Source organism: Pontibacter saemangeumensis, from assembly GCF_039541895.1.
GTDB lineage: Bacteria > Bacteroidota > Bacteroidia > Cytophagales > Hymenobacteraceae > Pontibacter > Pontibacter saemangeumensis.
Map to the genome: position 1 here is coordinate 557,340 of NZ_BAABHC010000016.1, position 17,830 is coordinate 575,169.

The 17,830-nt window shown below is 55.7% G+C and carries 12 protein-coding genes; 9 read left to right on the top strand and 3 right to left on the bottom strand.

Translation table 11 applies throughout. The annotated features are described in order from the left end of the window. Positions 1-113 precede the first annotated feature (113 nt). The 6 genes from ABD920_RS16365 to ABD920_RS16390 all read left to right on the top strand — a co-directional run bounded on the left by ABD920_RS16365 (position 114) and on the right by ABD920_RS16390 (position 8,912). Complete coding sequence (locus tag ABD920_RS16365; RefSeq protein WP_345160560.1) at positions 114-3,260, top strand: SusC/RagA family TonB-linked outer membrane protein; 3,147 nt, start codon at positions 114-116, stop codon at positions 3,258-3,260. 20 nt (positions 3,261-3,280) lie between these two features. Then, positions 3,281-4,789 (top strand): RagB/SusD family nutrient uptake outer membrane protein, encoded by a 1,509-nt coding sequence (locus ABD920_RS16370; RefSeq protein WP_345160562.1) that lies wholly within the window; start codon positions 3,281-3,283, stop codon positions 4,787-4,789. 31 nt (positions 4,790-4,820) lie between these two features. After that, positions 4,821-6,212 (top strand): PKD domain-containing protein, encoded by a 1,392-nt coding sequence (locus tag ABD920_RS16375; RefSeq protein WP_345160564.1) that lies wholly within the window; start codon positions 4,821-4,823, stop codon positions 6,210-6,212. Positions 6,213-6,336: 124 nt separating this feature from the next. Continuing rightward, on the top strand, positions 6,337-7,230 hold the full coding sequence (locus ABD920_RS16380) for a glycoside hydrolase family 16 protein (RefSeq protein ID WP_345160565.1): 894 nt from the start codon (positions 6,337-6,339) through the stop codon (positions 7,228-7,230). 100 nt (positions 7,231-7,330) lie between these two features. Beyond that, positions 7,331-7,720, top strand: coding sequence for an SMU1112c/YaeR family gloxylase I-like metalloprotein (gloA2, locus tag ABD920_RS16385; protein WP_345160566.1), 390 nt, complete (start codon positions 7,331-7,333; stop codon positions 7,718-7,720). A gap of 127 nt (positions 7,721-7,847) precedes the next feature. After that, the gene (locus ABD920_RS16390; protein WP_345160567.1) at positions 7,848-8,912 is read left to right on the top strand and encodes a 2Fe-2S iron-sulfur cluster-binding protein; all 1,065 of its coding nucleotides are present in this window, start codon (positions 7,848-7,850) and stop codon (positions 8,910-8,912) included. A 225-nt stretch (positions 8,913-9,137) separates the two neighbouring features. Here the strand turns inward: ABD920_RS16390 and mgrA are convergent, their stop codons facing one another. Continuing rightward, positions 9,138-10,145, bottom strand: a complete 1,008-nt coding sequence (gene mgrA / locus ABD920_RS16395) for an L-glyceraldehyde 3-phosphate reductase (protein ID WP_345160568.1) — start codon at positions 10,143-10,145, stop codon at positions 9,138-9,140. An 89-nt stretch (positions 10,146-10,234) separates the two neighbouring features. On the opposite strand from mgrA, the gene ABD920_RS16400 reads away from it, so the two are divergent. Further along, positions 10,235-11,797 (top strand): cation:proton antiporter, encoded by a 1,563-nt coding sequence (locus ABD920_RS16400; protein ID WP_345160806.1) that lies wholly within the window; start codon positions 10,235-10,237, stop codon positions 11,795-11,797. 335 nt (positions 11,798-12,132) lie between these two features. Here the strand turns inward: ABD920_RS16400 and ABD920_RS16405 are convergent, their stop codons facing one another. Continuing rightward, positions 12,133-13,248, bottom strand: a complete 1,116-nt coding sequence (locus tag ABD920_RS16405) for a glycoside hydrolase family 43 protein (RefSeq protein WP_345160569.1) — start codon at positions 13,246-13,248, stop codon at positions 12,133-12,135. A 429-nt stretch (positions 13,249-13,677) separates the two neighbouring features. Here ABD920_RS16405 and ABD920_RS16410 point away from each other — a divergent pair, with 429 nt between their 5' ends. Continuing rightward, positions 13,678-15,141 (top strand): aminoacyl-histidine dipeptidase, encoded by a 1,464-nt coding sequence (locus ABD920_RS16410; RefSeq protein ID WP_345160570.1) that lies wholly within the window; start codon positions 13,678-13,680, stop codon positions 15,139-15,141. 103 nt (positions 15,142-15,244) lie between these two features. Here the strand turns inward: ABD920_RS16410 and glgP are convergent, their stop codons facing one another. Beyond that, on the bottom strand, positions 15,245-16,915 hold the full coding sequence (gene glgP, locus ABD920_RS16415) for an alpha-glucan family phosphorylase (protein ID WP_345160571.1): 1,671 nt from the start codon (positions 16,913-16,915) through the stop codon (positions 15,245-15,247). A gap of 362 nt (positions 16,916-17,277) precedes the next feature. Here glgP and ABD920_RS16420 point away from each other — a divergent pair, with 362 nt between their 5' ends. Further along, complete coding sequence (locus tag ABD920_RS16420; RefSeq protein ID WP_345160572.1) at positions 17,278-17,751, top strand: GbsR/MarR family transcriptional regulator; 474 nt, start codon at positions 17,278-17,280, stop codon at positions 17,749-17,751. Positions 17,752-17,830: the final 79 nt, after the last annotated feature.

A 17,830-nucleotide genomic window follows, 5' to 3' on the forward strand; every position in this document is an offset into this window, starting at 1 on the left:
ACTGACAGTTAAAAATGAATGAAGTGCTTTGGCGGTCCCTCCCATTACTTTGACAAGCTAGGCTATATATAAAAATCAAAACACATCTTATTCTTTAACCTATCCACCAACACATGAAGAAATTATATTACTTCGCTATTAGCTTTTCGCTGGCAACCGGTTGCTTCAGCAAAGTTACATATGCACACTCACCCCATCCGGACACCCGCAGCACGTACGCGGTCACCCTGTCAGGAAAGGTAACCTCTCAGGATGGGGAACCACTGATCGGAGCGAGTGTGGCCTTGAAGGGAACTACAATCGGGGCAATCACGGATGCAACCGGGGCTTATGCGATCACCGTTCCGGAGGAGGGCGGCGTGCTGGTCGTATCCTACATAGGCTTCCTCTCGCAGGAGGTGCCGATCGGTAACCGGAACGTGATTGACATCACGCTTGCCACAGATGCCCAGGCGCTGGAAGAAGTGGTGGTGGTAGGGTACGGCACTCAGAAGAAGAGCGTCGTAACCGGAGCTATATCAAGTGTCAAGTCCACCGATTTAGAAAATCAGCAGATTACGCGGGTGGAGCAGGCCTTACAGGGCAGAGTGAGCGGGGTGACGATTGCCTCTAACTCAGGAGCCCCGGGTTCCGCTGCCACCGTGCGGGTAAGGGGCATTACCACCCTTAACAGCAACGATCCGCTTTATGTGGTGGATGGCGTTGTGGTGAACGGTGGCATTGATTACCTGAACCAGGCAGACATCGAGTCGATTGAAGTGCTGAAGGATGCTGCCTCTGCGGCTATATATGGGGCCCGCGCGGCAAGCGGCGTGATCCTGGTCACGACCAAGCGCGGAAAAGCCGGGGCTATCAGCGTGTCCTATAATGGCTACTACGGCACACAGGCACCCGCCAGGAAACTGGACCTGCTGAACGCCTCAGAGTACGCTACCCTCCGCAACGAGGCAGCCGTGGCAGGGGGAGGTGCCATCGCGTACGAAGACCCACGGGCTTTTGGCGAAGGCACTGATTGGCAGGCCTACGTTTTTAACGACGACGCCCGCATCCAGAACCATGAGTTCAGCATCAGCGGCGGTAACGAAAAATCCACTTTCTACAGCTCTTATGGTTACCTGGACCAGGAAGGCATCGTGACGAGCGAGATTTCTAACTACAAACGGCATAACATACGCCTGAACTCCACGCACAAGGTTGCCAGGTGGCTGACGGTAGGCCAGAACCTGGGCTACTCCCACATCAAGAGCCAGGGCGCGCTGAACCCTAACACAGAGTTTGGCGGCCCCTTGAGCTCCGCCATCAACCTGGACCCCATCACCCCGGTACTGATAACGGACCCGGCGATTCTGGAGGACCCGAACAGCGTGTATAATGCACAGCCCACCATCCGCGATAGGCAGGGGTACCCGTACGGCATTTCCTCTACGGTGCAGCAGGAGATGACAAACCCGCTGGCCTATGTACAGACGCAGCTAGGCAACTATGGCTGGTCTGACAACATCGTGGGAAACATATTCGCTGAAGCCGAACCGCTTGCCGGGCTGAAACTCAGGTCCACGCTTGGCACGAAACTGGCCTTCTGGGGGAGCGAGAGCTTCAGGCCGGTTTACTACCTGAACGCTGCCTCCGGAAGCCAGCAGACCGCCTTTAACCGCGACAGGAGCATGACGTTCGATTATAACATCGAGAACATCCTCTCTTACACGCGCACCCTCAACAAGCACAATTTCACGGTGCTGGCAGGCCAAGGAGCCTACAGGGATAACCACACCAGCGGCACGTATGTCTCTTTCTCCAACATCCCAGCTAGTTCTTTTGATGAGGCCTCTTTCAACCTGAAAGTGCCGACCGCCAACAGAACCTCAGATGCTTACGAGGGTATTGACCACACGGTGAGCTCCCTTTTCGGACGCGTGGTCTATAACTACGACGAGCGTTACCTCTTTACGGGTATCATCCGCCGCGACGGATCCTCCCGATTCGGCACGAATAACAAATTCGGCTATTTCCCTTCCGCCTCTATCGGTTGGGTGGCCTCGCGTGAAGCCTTCTGGCCTTCCAACAACGCGGTGGACTTCCTGAAATTCAGAGGTTCGTATGGCGTGGTAGGAAACGACGCGTTAGGTGATTTCCGGTATATATCCACCGTTGGCTCGAACAGGAACTACACCTTCGGAAACGACAACTACCTGATCGGATACAGCCCGGATGCACCCGCCAACCCGGACCTGCGATGGGAGGAGACAACACAGACCAACGTCGGATTCGAGGCCACGCTCTTCCGGGATTGGAACCTGACATTTGACTGGTATAACAAGAAAACAAGCGGCATCCTGCAGCAGATTGACCTGCCGGGCTATGTTGGCGCGACAGGAAGGCCCTGGGGCAACGTGGCAGACATGGAGAACCGGGGCGTTGAGGTGGAACTCGGCTACCGCAGGAACATCGGCGAAGTTACCTTTGGCGTAAACGGAAACGTTTCCTACCTCCACAACGAGATCACCTTCTTAGGGGAAGGCAAGGAGTTCCTGGAAGGTGGAGAGGGTGTACAGAATATCGCCTACCCACTCACCCGTATGGATGTTGGCGAGGCATATGGTGCCTTCTATGGCTTCCGCACCCTGGGTATTTTCCAGAATGAAGCGGAGGTTGCTGGTTACCAGAATACAGAAGGCCAGCCAATCCAGCCAAACGCCCAGCCCGGTGACTTCCGCTGGGCTGACCTGAACAGCGACGGGCAGATTAACGCGGATGACCGCACCTTCATCGGCAAACCCCTCCCCGACTGGACCTATGGTATCACACTCAATGCCACCTACAATGGATTCGACCTGCTGATTTTCGGACAGGGTGTGGCCGGTAACCAGATTTTCCAGGGTCTCCGCCGCCTGGACATTCCGACTGCCAACTGGCAATCAGAGGCGCTGGGCCGCTGGACGGGCGAGGGCTCCTCAAACGATTACCCGAAACTGTCCACAAAAGACGACAACCGCAATTTCACCAACCCTTCTGACTTCTTCTTAGAGGACGGCGATTACTTCCGCATCAAGACCCTGCAGATCGGTTATACGCTGCCTGCGTCCATCACCTCAAAAGTGGCCATGCAGAAGGCAAGGGTATATATAAGCAGCAATAACCTGTTGACCTTCACCAACTACACGGGCTATGACCCCGAGATCGGCGGCAGCATTTTTGGGATCGACCGTGCCTTCTACCCGCAGGCCCGCTCTTTCATGGTGGGTGTTAATGTTGGATTTTAATTGATTTTATCTGCAATCATATGAAAAGAATATATTTTAAATACATCGCGATGGTAGCCCTGGGGCTGCCGTCACTCAGCGCATGCGAAAAGGAGTTCCTGGAGGTTGACCCAAGGGGAACGGTGCTGGAGTCTAACTATTACAGCAACCCGGAAGAGGCTTACGCGGGTCTCATCGCGGCTTATGACCCGCTGGGCTGGCAGGCGGGCGGCACCTACCATAACGTCGGAGCCATTAACTCCGCCTCAGACGACGCTTACGCAGGCGGCGGCGGCTCCTCTGACATGAACACCTGGCAGGTCTGGAACAATTATACCCTTGACCCGGCTGTTGGTCCGCAAGCCGAGTTCTGGAACAGGAACTTCACGGGAGTATCGCGGGCGAACACTATCCTGGAGAAAGTGCAGGCAGGCATCCCCGGCCTGGACGACGCCACAAGGGCCCGATATATAGCCGAGGCAAAATTCCTGCGGGCGTACTATTATTTCGACCTGGTGCGCCTGTTCAGGAACGTGCCGCTTTTCACGGCCTCAATTTCAACACAGGATATATACAACGCCACGCAGGCAGCCCCGGAGGAAGTATATGCCCAGATCGAAAAAGACCTGGCAGAGGCCATTCCGGACTTGCCAACGACCGTGTCCGCGGCAAGCGAGGGCGGACGCGTAACCCAGGGAACCGGCAAGGCCCTGTTGGGCAAAGTGCACCTGTTTCAGAAAGAGTGGGGCGCTGCGGCAGCCCAGTTGGCTGATGTAAACGGCACACCCGGCGGCACCAGCCAGTACGGCTACCAACTCCTCAGCAATTTCGGCGACATCTTCAGCCCCGGCAACAAGTTCCACAGCGAGTCTATCCTTGAGATAGTGCATACCTCCGTTGCGAACGCAGGCTGGGGCAACTGGCCTGGTTTTGAGGGCAACGTGGGGGTAACCATGTTCGGGCCAAGGGGATATGCCGGCCCAACGTATGTGGCGGGCTGGGGCTTTAACCCGCTCACGCTTGACCTTGTGAACGCGCTACAGGGAGACCCGCGCTACAAATTCACGGTCGCCAACATCGACAGCTTAGAGAAAGCGGGCCTGGCAACCTACGAGAAAGGGTACCAGAACACAGGCTACTTTGTAGAGAAGTACGCGCCGAAGCAGGAATGGAGAAGCACCGGCGGCGGCGAGCCGCTGCTGAACTGGCCGAACGACTACATCGAGATTCGATTGGCAGACACATACCTGATGGAAGCCGAGGCGCTAGTGCAGAGCGGGGGGGACCTTGAAAGGGCAGCAGCCCTCCTGAACGCCGTGCGTGCACGGGTTGGCCTTGCTCCGGTAGCCGCGACGCTGGAGAACATCTATAAAGAGCGTCGTTTGGAGCTGGCTACGGAAGGGCACCGCTGGTATGACCTTGTGCGAACAGGCAGGGCCGCCACCGTGCTGGCGCCCTATGGCTTCGTGGCTGGCACGCATGAAGTATTGCCAATTCCACAGGCCGAACTCAACAACACGCAGTTGCAGCAAAATCCTGAGTACCGCTAATAGCCGGGAAATCATTTAAAAACCAGAAACCATGAAATTCAACCTATCTATATCCAGAACTTACCTTTCGCTGGCTGTGGCGCTGTTGGCAGGCATCTTTACGGCCTGCTCACCAGACGAAACAGACGCGGAACTGGCCCCTGCCCCCACTTCAGAGCAGGTGCAGTTTACAGCCACACCCAACCCTGACAACGCGAACCTGATCACCTTCACGAACGAAACGCCGGGCGCGTTCAGGGCGATATGGGACTTTGGAAACGGGGCGACCGCAGAAGGCCAGCAGGTGGAAGGGGCCTTTGCCGTGGAAGGCGATTACACCGTGAAACTGACCGTGTTCACCAGGGGAGGCTATGCCATGAACACCAAAACCGTTAGTATAGCAGCGACAGATTTCTCGATGCTGGACCGCGAGGACTACAACTTCCTGACAGGCGGTGCGGATGATGCGGACGGAAAAACGTGGGTGTTCGACCCGGTGGGGCCGATGAACTTTGGAGGTACGCCTGAGGCCCCCTCCTCCTGGTGGAACCAGACGCTTGCCGATCAGAATGACTGCATGAAAGACGATAAATACGTCTTCAGGCTGGAGGGTTTCAAGTTCGAGAACCAGAGTGGCGGCGCGATGTGGGGCATGAACAACGGCGTGGAGAATGTTTGCGTTCCGCAGACGCCGGGAGCCAGCACCTGGACCCTCTATGAAGAAGGCGGGAAGACGATGCTTGCTATCGGTAACGGCGAGACGATCGCCTGGGATGACAACGAAGGTATATATGAAGTCATCGAACTAACCGAGAACAGGCTGTACATCCGGAAAACCTGCTGCGGCGGCGCCGGCGTGCGCAATTACGTGTTGGTGCCGGAGGGCTACGCTCCCCCGGTTGAGGAAAGAGCCGTAAAGCCACTGGAACTGGAGGACAACTTCGACGAAGACGGCAGCATCACCTGGCAAAAAGAGGCCCTGACACTGCAGGAGAGCTACGATAACCCTGCTCCGGTTCCGATCAACACATCCGCCAAGGTGGCCCTGTATGCCAAGCAGGCAGGAAATGATTTTGAGTTTGCCAATATGTTCGCCAACTACGACTATAACTTCGACCTGACACAAAACAACGTCATCAAGCTGAAGGTATATGTACCGGGCTACAACGATTTCACGACTGCCGAAGGCGAGGACTGGGCGATCAAGAACCTCCTGAAGCAGGTATCAGTGAAGCTGCAGGACGGTACCGCCGCCGAGCCATGGGCAAACCAGGTGGAGATAAAGCAGCCGGTGAACCAGCTGGACAAGTGGGTGGAACTGACGTTTGATTTCAGCCCTTTCGCCGAAAGAACCGACCTGAACCGCGTAGTGATTCAGATAGGCGGTGAAGGGAACTTCATACCGGGCATCTTCTTTCTGGACGACATCCGGGTAGAGGAATAACCTCTATCTTTATAGGGCCAGTATTACAAACGTAGTGCTGGCCCTATTTTTTTACATTAATTTAAAGGTCGACAATTCTGAGCCGCGCCCCCGTTTCAGCATCACACTAAAAAGTTTTTCATATATGACAAAGCCTACTATTAATCACACAAACGAAAGCTGGCAGCGGCAGCCAGTGGCCTTGCTTTTGCTGGCGCTGCTCCTTATTTCGTGCGCCTCCAAGTCGCAGGACCCGCGGCCGGTAGCGCCTATCCCGAAGCCACAGACCCCACAGGATAAAAACTGGGCGTTTGAAACCACCCCCGTGTGGGCAGACGAGTTTGACTACACCGGGGCACCCGACCCTGCCAAGTGGGGATTCGACACAGGGGGCGGCGGCTGGGGAAACAATGAGCTGCAGTACTACACCAACAGCACCGACAACGCCCGGGTTGCCGACGGCAAGCTCTCCATCACGGCCCGCAAAGAGCAAAAGGAAGGCAATACCTACACCTCCGCCCGCTTGGTCACGAAGGGGAAAGGGGATTTTCTGTACGGCAGGTTTGAGGTGAAAGCAAAGCTGCCGACCGGCAAAGGCACCTGGCCAGCCATCTGGATGCTGCCCACGGAATGGGCCTACGGAGACTGGCCGAAATCAGGCGAGATCGACATCATGGAGCATGTGGGCTACGATCAGAACAGGGTGCACGTAACGGTGCACACGGAGGCCTACAACCACACCAAAGGCACCCAAAAGGGGAAAAGCAAGGTGATAGAGACCGCCAGCACCGAGTTCCACCTCTACCGCGTAGACTGGACGCCCTACGCCGTACGGGGATATATAGACGACCAGAAAGTATTTGACTTCGTGAACGAGGGCAAAGGCTCCGGCACCTGGCCCTTCGACAAGAAGTTCCACCTGCTGCTGAACATAGCCGTGGGCGGCAACTGGGGCGGCGCCGAGGGTGTGGACCCGAGCGTCTTCCCGCAGGCCATGGAAGTAGACTATGTCCGGGTATATGAAATGATCCAGCAGTAGTTCTGCTTGCTTTTCAACACAGTTATATATAGCCTGTTTGATTGACCAGTAGGATATACTTCCGTAATTTTCGGACCAGCCAAAAAGCCATTATACCCTGATGCTACAGCTCAACAGCCTCCACCACATTGCCATCATCTGCTCCGACTACGGGAAATCGAAGCATTTTTACACGGCCATCCTTGGGTTGGAGGTGATACGGGAGGTCTACCGCCAGGATCGGCAGTCGTATAAGCTGGACCTGGCGTTGAACGGTCGCTATATAGTGGAGCTTTTCTCTTTCCCGAACCCACCGCATCGGCCTTCGCACCCAGAGGCGCGCGGTTTGCGCCACCTCGCGTTTGCAGTTGCAGATATAGCGGCGTCCGTAGACGAACTGAAGCGACAGGGAGTTGAGCCGGAGCCTGTGCGGGTTGATGAGCACACCGGTAAGCGCTTTACCTTTTTCGCCGATCCCGACGGGCTGCCACTGGAAATCTACGAGGCCTGATCCATAAAAAAACGCTTTTCCCTCAGCCGGTTGCCAATACCAGAGCCGGCATAATCAGGAAGAAAAGGTCCTGTGGCGTGATTTGCCGCAGGACCTTTTTCTTTTTATCTTCCGTAAGAATTACCCTATGGAAGAACCTGACAACGCTGCAACCTCACTCTACACCCCAATCACCATCACTGAAATACGGGACGAGGCCCCCGGCGTCAAAACCTTTGTCTTCGGAGGCGAGGATGCAAAAAACATCCCCTATAAGCCGGGCCAGTACCTCACCTTCGCCCACCAGACGCACCACGGGGAGGTCCGCCGCTCCTACTCCATCACCTCCACCCCCGCCCTGCACGAGCCATTGGCCATCGGGGTGAAGCGCGTCGAGAACGGCTTCTTTTCAAGGCTCCTGATAGACAGAGCCAAAGTCGGGGACCGGCTACATACCATTGGCGCAACGGGCCTGTTCACGCTCCCCGACAACCTGGGCAGCTACAAGCAGGTTTTCCTGCTGGCGGCCGGCAGCGGCATCACTCCTATTTACTCCCTGCTGAAAACGCTGCTTTACGCCCATCCGGAGCTGAACGTGGTGCTGATCTACAGCAACAACCACCCGCAGAAGGCTATCTTCAGGAAAGAGCTGGAGCAGCTGGCCCGTAAATTCCCGGAGCAGCTCGCAGTCGAGTTCCTGTACAGCGTGTCACCGGACCTTTCGCGGGCGCGGCTTTACAAAGACTTGCTGCAGCACCTGTTGCGCCAGTACGCCGTGGCTCCTTACGGGCAGGTGCTGTTTTACCTCTGCGGCCCCACCACCTATATGCGGATGTGCTTTTATGCGCTGCGGCAGGCACATGTGCCAAACGACAATATCCGGAGAGAGAGCTTCAGCACTATAAAGGTCAAGGTGCCGCTCCTGCCCCCCGACACAGACGAGCACACGGTGGTGCTGCACCTCAAAAACCGGGAGTACCAGCTGCAGGTGCAGTACCCGCACACCATTCTGCAGGCCGCCCGGAAAGCCGGCATTCCGCTGCCTTACAGTTGCGAAGCGGGCAAATGCGGCAGCTGCGCCGCCCGCTGCACCAAGGGCCGGGTATGGATGTCGTACAACGAGGTGCTGACGGAGAAGGACCTCGCTCAGGGACTTACCCTCTCCTGCGTGGGTTACCCGGTGGGCGGTGAGGTGGTGCTGGAGGTGATGTAAAGAACACTGTTGGACAGAAGCAGCGATACAGATTTCTGCTATATGTGCGGGTATATACCCCATAGGAGCATGACAGGCTATATAGGTAGCAAAGGTTGAAGCTGACTTAGAGCCTATACCCCAACTACCAAAACGCGCGCTTATATATGCTCCCTGCCAAGGGAGCATATATCCTGTGGTAGGGAGGTTAGGGTATATATAACGGCAAGTCAGTTTAGGTACTGATCAACCCCCGGGCGGCGACTTCAGAACCTGCTCAATCTGCGCCAGCTCGTCTGGGCTGAAGTTCTTGTTCTGCAGGCTCTTGAGTGAATCAGCGAGCTGTGCCGGAGAGCTGGCCCCGATCAGCACCGAGGTCACCCGGTCGTCTTTCAGGAGCCAGGCCAGCGCCATCTGGGCCAGCGACTGCCCCCGCCCCTGCGCCAGCTCGTTCAGCTGCCGGATCTGCACCATCTTCTCGTCCGTGATGTCCTCCTCCTGCAAATGGCCCGTGGATTTGGCGGCACGGGAGTTTTCCGGAATGCCTTTCAGGTATTTGCTGGTGAGCAGGCCCTGCGCCAGCGGTGAGAACGGGATACAGCCCACGCCCTCCTCCTCCAACAGGTTAAGCAGGCCCTCTTCCTCCACCCAGCGCACGAACATCGAGTACTTCGGCTGATGGATCAGGCAGGGCGTGCCCAGTTCACGCAATATCCTAATGGCACTGGCGGCTGCTGCCGGATGGTAGTTCGACAGGCCGACGTACAATGCCTTGCCTTGGCGCACGAGCAGGTCCAGGGCACCCATGGTTTCCTCCAACGGCGTCTCCGGGTCCGGGCGGTGGTGGTAAAAGATATCCACGTAATCCAGGCCCATGCGCTTCAGGCTCTGGTCCAGGCTCGCCACCAGGTATTTTTTCGATCCCCAGTCGCCGTACGGGCCGGGCCACATATCGTACCCGGCTTTGGAGGAGATGATTAGCTCATCGCGGTAGCCCCGGAAATCAGTCTTTAGTATGCTGCCGAAGTTCTCCTCTGCCGAGCCGTAGGGCGGCCCGTAGTTGTTGGCCAGGTCGAAGTGCGTAATACCGGCGTCGAAGGCATCGCGGAGCATCTGGCGCGCATTCTCCAGCACGTCCACATGCCCGAAGTTGTGCCACAGGCCCAGCGACAAGGCCGGCAGCCTGATGCCGCTCCTGCCACAGCGGCGGTACTCCATGGTGTTGTAACGCGCCGGGTTCGGGGTATAGGTCATATATATAAATTGTAGGTTTAGGTGAAAAGGGAAATTAAAACATTCTCTGCTTCTGACCAAAACCAGCATTAAAGAACATCGCCCTGGGCATACTGATCGGGCCTTCTGTCCTCAACATTATCCACTCGCAGCAGCAGATCCACCTGCTGTCGGAGATAGGCATCGCGCTTCTCCTCTTTATCGTGGGCCTTAAACTGGACCTCAACCTTATCAAATCCACCGGCCGGATCGCCTTGCTGACAGGCCTGGGGCAGGTGGTTTTCACTTCGGCGGCAGGCCTCCTGATTGGCCTGGCGCTTGGCTTCTCAGGCGTTCAGAGTCTCTATATAGCTGTCGCGCTTACCTTTTCAAGCACCATCATCATCGTAAAGCTACTGACCGATAAAAAGGAAATAGACTCGCTGCATGGCCAGATAGCCATCGGGTTTCTGATTGTGCAGGACCTGGTGGTGATTTTGATCATGATCATGCTCTCTGCCGTGGGGAAAAGCGACGACAGCTCGCTTCTGAAGGATTTTGCCGTCACCTCATTGAAAGGCGCCGTGCTGGCCGCCGCCATTTATCTTTTGATGAAATGGGTTATACCGGGGCTCACCCATTTCCAGGCACGGTCTCAGGAGTTGCTCTCCTTGTTCTCAATCGCATGGGCCATATTGCTGGCCTCGCTAAGTGAGCTGATGGGCTTTAGCAGCGAAGTGGGCGCTTTCCTGGCGGGTGTCAGCCTTGCCTCCACGCCGTTCCGGGAGGCCATCAGCAGCAGACTGGTCAGCCTGCGCGACTTCCTGCTGCTGTTTTTCTTTATCAACCTCGGGTCTACGCTCGACCTTTCCCAGCTGGGGGCGCTGGTGCCGGCCGCCTTGATCTTCTCTTTCTTTGTGCTGATCGGGAACCCGCTCATCGTGCTGATCATCATGGGCGTGATGGGCTACACCAAGCGAACCTCTTTTCTGGCCGGGCTCACGGTGGCGCAAATCAGCGAATTCTCCCTGATCTTCGCCGGCATCGGTTATCAGGTGGGCCACATCAGCGCCGAGATCGTAGGCCTCATCACCCTCGTGGGCCTGATTACCATCGGCCTGTCTACCTATATGATTCTGTACTCCCACGTGTTATACAAGTGGCTTGCACCGGTACTGCAGGTGTTTGAGCGGCAAACGCCCTACGGGGAAAAAAGCATTGCGGCCAACGCGCTGCATGCCTACAAGGCCATCGTGATCGGGTTAGGACGGTTTGGGAGCGCGATTTATGATAACCTGAACACGCAGGGCATCCCGGCGCTGGGCGTGGATTTTGACCCGAAGGTGGTGAAAAACCTGCGGAAACAGGGAAGGCATATAGAATACGGCGACCTGGAGGACCCGGACATTTTCGAGCGGCTGCCCTACCAGCACGTGGATTTCATCATCAACACGGTCCCCGACGATGACCTGGCCAGTTTGATGATCAAAAACCTGCGGTCCCAAGGCTACAAAGGGTACATCCTGGTCACGGCCAAAAACCTGAAAAGTGCTGCCCGGCTAAGCGCATATGACACAGACGACGTGCTGCTGCCGTTTACGATGGCAGCAGAGGGCATTAACCTCCGCTTAGAAAAACTGGTCACGCAACCCCGACGCCGCAGTGTCACCGGCAACCTGCACCTTTCCGGATGAGCAGGCGCAGGTTCCGCAAAAATCTTCTGCAGTGCTTTTTTAGCTCCCACTTTATACCACTTTCAACTGCATGCTGCGCACGAAGCAGCTCTTCAGAACCCACCCCTGCCCCTCCCGGGAGGGGAATCCGCAGACAATTTAAATGTAATGCGTTTGAGCCGGCTGATATGGGTATATATAAATACCGATTATGTCAGCAGCAGAATGATCCGGCCTATACCGGAGCGTGGCAAAACAACCCGACCCGATTAGAATGCCCCGTAGCCAGGGCTATAACGAAAAAACCCCGCCTGGTATGGATCTACCAGGCGGGGTTTTATATATGGCACTGCAAATTATTCGTTATAGGCCGTGACAGTCTGGATAGTGCCATCGGGGTTGTATTTCAGTTCCGTTACTTTTATGTTTCGCAGGTGCGTTTTGCCTGAAAGCTGCGTGTCGTGGTAGAACAGGTACCATTTGCCATCTTGCTCAATAATGGAGTGGTGGTTTGTCCAGCCCTGCACCGGTTTCAGCAGCACACCCTCGTACGTGAACGGGCCGTAGGGACTGTCTCCGATGGCGTAGGCAATGTTGTGCGTGTCGCCGGTGGAGTAAGAGAAATAGTATTTTCCGTTGTACTTGTGCACCCAAGGAGCCTCGAAAAAGCGTCTTTCGTTGTCGCCGGCCAGCAGCGGTTTCCCTTCCTTGTCCAGTATCTGCACATCCCGTACCTCCTCGCTGAAGCGCAGCATGTCGTCGCTCAACTTCGCCACCTTCGGCATCAGCGCCGGTTTGTCGTCAGCCGGGTACACGTCTTCGGCTTTGTAAGCGCCGGAACTCCACCGCTGCAGCTGCCCGCCCCATATACCGCCGAAGTACATATAGGCCGCGCCGTCTGCGTCCGTGTACACGGCGGGATCGATGCTGTAGCTTTTTGCAATCGGTTGCGGTTCCGGCTTGAAAGGCCCTGTTGGCGAAGCGCTGGTGGCCACCCCGATCCGGAACACGTCTTCTTTGTCTTTCACAGGGAAATACAGGTAATACGTGCCGTCCTTGAACGCGGCGTCCGGCGCCCACAACTGCCTGCCAGCCCACGGAATGTCCTCAATGTCCAGGGCTACGCCGTGGTCAACGATTTCCCCGTCCGGGTTATCCATGGAGAAGACGTGGTAATCGCGCATGGCAAAATGTGCCCCGTCATCCTTCTCCGGTACATTGGCGTCAATATCATGCGACGGGTATATATAAATCTTCCCGTTGAACACATGGGCCGACGGATCCGCTGTGTAGATATCCGTGACCAGCGGCTGCGACAAATACCGCTGGTCCTGCGGTGCAGTCGCCAGGCTGTCAGCATTTTCGGCCTCGGCTCCCTCGCCTGCCGGTGTGTTGCTACTGCAGGCGCTTGTGAGCGCCGAAGCTGCCATCAAAGCAAAAACTGTTGTCCTGATGTAGGAGTGGTTCTTCATATCATTTATTTTTATTAGCCATTCTGATACCCTTCAGGCGAAAAAAACAGGCTGCCCCTTGTCAGGTATATAAGCCAGGTTTGATTGTCTGTTACCAAACATACCAATTAATGAAATCGGTTGCAAATAAAATATGAAAGCAGCGCTTTATTCTGTGAAGGCCGCATGCCCAACAGGGATATAGCCTCTGCCAGGAGGAGTGATTTCACCTCCCTTTTTCAAAACATCGCCGTCTGTCAATCTGACCAGCAATAGAAGTCCCCGCCAGGAAAATAAAGGCTGGTGTGCGTTACAGGAAACACACAGCCTCCTCATACCTGCCTGTATATCCTCCTGTGCGCACCGGGCCCGCCATTTTCATCCTGTTTTTTGTACCTTTAGGGCCGTGGCTGAAAAGGCCGCGCAACTCCCTAAAAAACACATATAACTATGAGCTCTGAAGTACGGAACCTTGAGCCAATGGCGCTCTGGGAAAACTTTGCGGACCTGAATGCCGTTCCCCGCCCCTCAAAAAAAGAAGAAAAGGTGATTCAGTTTATAAAAGATTTCGGCCAGCGCCTGGGCCTGGAGACCTATGAGGACGGGACCGGCAATGTCATCATCAAGAAACCCGCCACGACCGGCATGGAGCACCTGCAGACAGTGGCCATGCAAAGCCACCTCGACATGGTGCACCAGAAAAATGCAGACACGGATTTCGATTTCGAGACGCAGGGCATCCGGATGTACGTGGACGGTGATTGGGTAAAGGCAAAAGGCACCACGCTGGGCGCAGACAATGGCATCGGGGTGGCGAGCATCATGGCCATTCTGGCCTCAGGGGATATACCGCACCCGGCCATCGAGGCGCTTTTTACGGTAGATGAAGAAACAGGGATGACGGGTGCGCTGGGGCTGAAAGGCGGACTGCTGGAGGCCGGCATTCTCCTGAACCTCGACACCGAGGACGACCGGGAACTGACCATCGGCTGCGCGGGCGGGGTGGATGTCACGGCCAAGGGCATATATGGGCAGGAGGCTACGCCAACCGGTATGGCGGGCTACAAACTCAGCATAAAAGGCCTGACGGGCGGTCACTCGGGCATGGACATTATCCTGGGCCGCGGCAATGCAAATAAACTGATGAACCGGCTGCTGTATAATGCCGTGAATCGGTTTGGGCTGCGCATCAGTACGATTGACGGCGGCGGCCTCCGCAATGCCATTCCGCGCGAGTCGTTCACCATTGTTACGGTTCCGGAGGCGGATAAAGCAGCCTTCGAGGCTTTCATGCAGGAGCAGACAGCGGTGCTGCAGCAGGAATACAGCGCCACCGACCCGAAGTTGCAGGTGCTGGCAGAGCAGGTGGAAACGCCCTCACAGGTTGCGAAAATGGATTTCACCCGGACGCTGCTGCGGGCTATATATGCCTGCCCGAACGGCATATACCGCATGAGCCCGGAGATTGCCGGCCTGGTGCAAACCTCGAACAATGTTGCGCGCGTGCTCCTGAAAGAGGGTAATTACAGCATCCTCTGCCTGACGCGCAGCTCCGTTGACAGTGAGAAAACGGACCTGGCGCAGGCGATACAGAGTGCGCTGGAATTAGCAGGGGCCAGCGTGGAGTTCAGCGGCTCGTACCCCGGCTGGGCGCCTAAGCCTGATGCGGCCATCATCCAGCTGATGCGTGACCTCTACCGCGAAAAGTTTAACGGGGAGCCGGACGTGAACGCCTGCCATGCCGGCCTGGAGTGCGGCATCCTCGGCGCAAACTACCCGGGTATGGAGATGATCTCCTTCGGCCCGAACATCCGCGGGGCCCACTCCCCCGACGAGAAAGTACAGATCAGCTCGGTGCAGAAGTACTGGGACTTCCTGCTCGCCACTCTGCAGCGGATACCTGCGAAGGCCTGAAACGGGCAGAGTGCTATATATGCTATATAAAAGCAGCCGCCGCCTTATTGACACAAGGCGGCGGCTGCTTTTATATAGAGGCTACGTGTAAGCCGACTTCTGCCTACTTCCCCCTCATCTGGTAATTATACATCAGTTCGTAATACTGGTGGGCCATGCGGTCTGAGTCGAACTGCGGCACCACGTTGCGCATGCTTTGCTTCACAATGTGCAGCCAGCGCTCGCGGTCGCGGTAGTACGTCGGCACAATCTGCTGCTCCAGCATATTCATCATGTTTTCGTAGTCCTCTTCGTCCTGCATTTCGTCGGGCAGGGACGTATCCACGATCGGCAGCACGAAGCTGTTCTCGCCCGTTCGGGAGAACTCCGGCAGCCAGCCGTCCTGCACCGAGAAATTCACGGCACCGTTCATGGCAGCCGTCATACCGCTCGTCCCAGATGCCTCGCGCGGGCGGCGCGGCGTGTTCAGCCATATATCGGCCCCCTGCTTCAGCTTCCGCGAAAGCGCCAGCTCATACCCGGTCAGCACCGCCACGTTGTCAAGCTTCTGGGATAAATAGACCAGCTTGTTGAACACGTGCACGGCATTGTGGTCGAAGGGATATGGCTTCCCGGCCCAGATCACCTGCACCGGCATATCCGGCTTGTTCACAAGCTTCAGGAAGCGCTCCATATCACGCACCAGCAGGTCGGCGCGCTTGTAGGCGGCGAACCGCCTGGCCCACACAATGGTGAGCACCTCCGTTTTAAACAGCTTGCCCGCCTGGTTGGCCACTATATAAAACAGCTTGCGCTTCATCTCGGCCTTGCGGCGCTGCAGGGCCATGTCCTTGTTCTGGTCCTGCGACTCCCACAGCTGCTTGTCCATCCAGAAAGGCACGTTCTGGGCGTTGGTGATGGATTTAATCTCGCACACGCCCTCGTTGTCGTACCACATCTCGCGCGACACCTCGCCGTGCAGCTGCGATACGCCGTTCGCCACCTTCGACAGGCGCAGCGCCACCAGCGTGTGGTTGAACATCTGCCCGTGGGTGCTTGTCAGCTCCCGCACCTCCTCCAGCCCCAGACCGTTAAAGAAGCTCATGCCGTGCAGCATCTGAATATCGTGCTCCTCATTGCCCGCCTTCTCGGGGGTGTGGGTGGTAAACACCATGCGGCGGCGCACCTCTTCCTTCTTGCCGTACTCCTGGTACAGGTGGAAGGCAAGCGGGAGCGCATGGCCCTCGTTCATATGGTAGGTTTCGGCACCGCCCAGCGCCTCTACCACCTTTGCCCCACCGATACCCAGCACGATGCTTTGCGCAATCCGGGCGTTCGGCTCCGGGTCGTATAGGCGATTGGTGATGGTGCGGGCCAGGTGGTCGTTCTCCGGCACGTCGGTGGTGAGGAAGTAGACCGGGGCCGTACCAAAGGTTTCTGGCTTCAGCACCATTGCCTTCACCAGCACCGGGTGGTTGTTCACCAGCACGCGCACCGTAATGCCGCTGTCCTCCAGAAAGCTGTAGAACTTCTGGGTAAAGTGCGGGCGCATGCTCTGGTCCTCGTTCCGCTCCTGGTCGTAGTAGCCGTACTTCCAGAGCATACCGATGCCGACCAGGTTCTGGCGCAGGTCATAGGCGCTGCGCATGTGCGATCCGGCCAGAAAACCGAGACCGCCGGAGTAGATCTTCAGGGATTGGTGAATGGCGTACTCCATGCAGAAGTAAGCGGCGCGGCGGGTATACTTTTCGTTAATATCGTAAGGATGATACCATCGGTTATATGATGAAGCCATAAGCGGAACGTTCTTTTATTCTTTAATTTACAGTTAGTTAATTCTTGGTATTTTTCGGATCAGCCTTATTCCGTCTGTTTCACTGGCTGCGTAGTAAAATCACGCATACTAAGTATAAATCCTTTAAATAGCCAAGTATCCCCTACGATAATATTGCACCTGAGGGTTATGGGTACTCAAATGTACTTCCATACAATGGGCCCTCATTTGTCTGAGACAGCTTCTGAGGGTAATTATGTGCAGTAAAGGCATATAATTTAATGCGCGGGGAAAAACAAAAATATTTAGTTCAGTAATTTATGAACTAACGAAACTTACTTATACCTTTGCAATGTTCTCCTCATATAACAGATTTAAAATTCATGGCACTTAGTGACAAACAACGGGAACTGATAGAAGAGATCGGCATCTACCACGAAAACAATGGCTTTCAGCCTGCCGTGGCGCGGGTTGTGGGGCTTCTGCTTGTATCTGATAAGCCCGAGCTTTCCTTTGATGAGATTAGCGAGGCGCTGAACATCAGCAAAAGCGCCACCAGCAACGCCCTGAACATGCTGCTCAACACAGGTCATATAGAATACACCACTTTCTCCGGCGACCGGAAAAGGTACTTCAAAATCAAGTCCTCCAACTGGCGCGACCTGTTTAACAAAAAAATGGATGACCTGAGCGCATTAAATGACCTGCTCAAGCGCGTGCTGGAAGTGAGGAAGAGAGAAAGCCCGGCATATGACGTCCAACTCAGGAGCTTTATCAGCTTCCTGGATTATCTGAAACAGCAGCTCCCCTCGCTGATTGAACAGTGGGAGGAAAAGACAAGAAAAGAGAGAGCGTAATTTTTTTACCGCTTTAGTTCTCTTATTCCAGAACTTATTGAACTAAAAGAATTTAACACAATCCTATATATAAAACAAC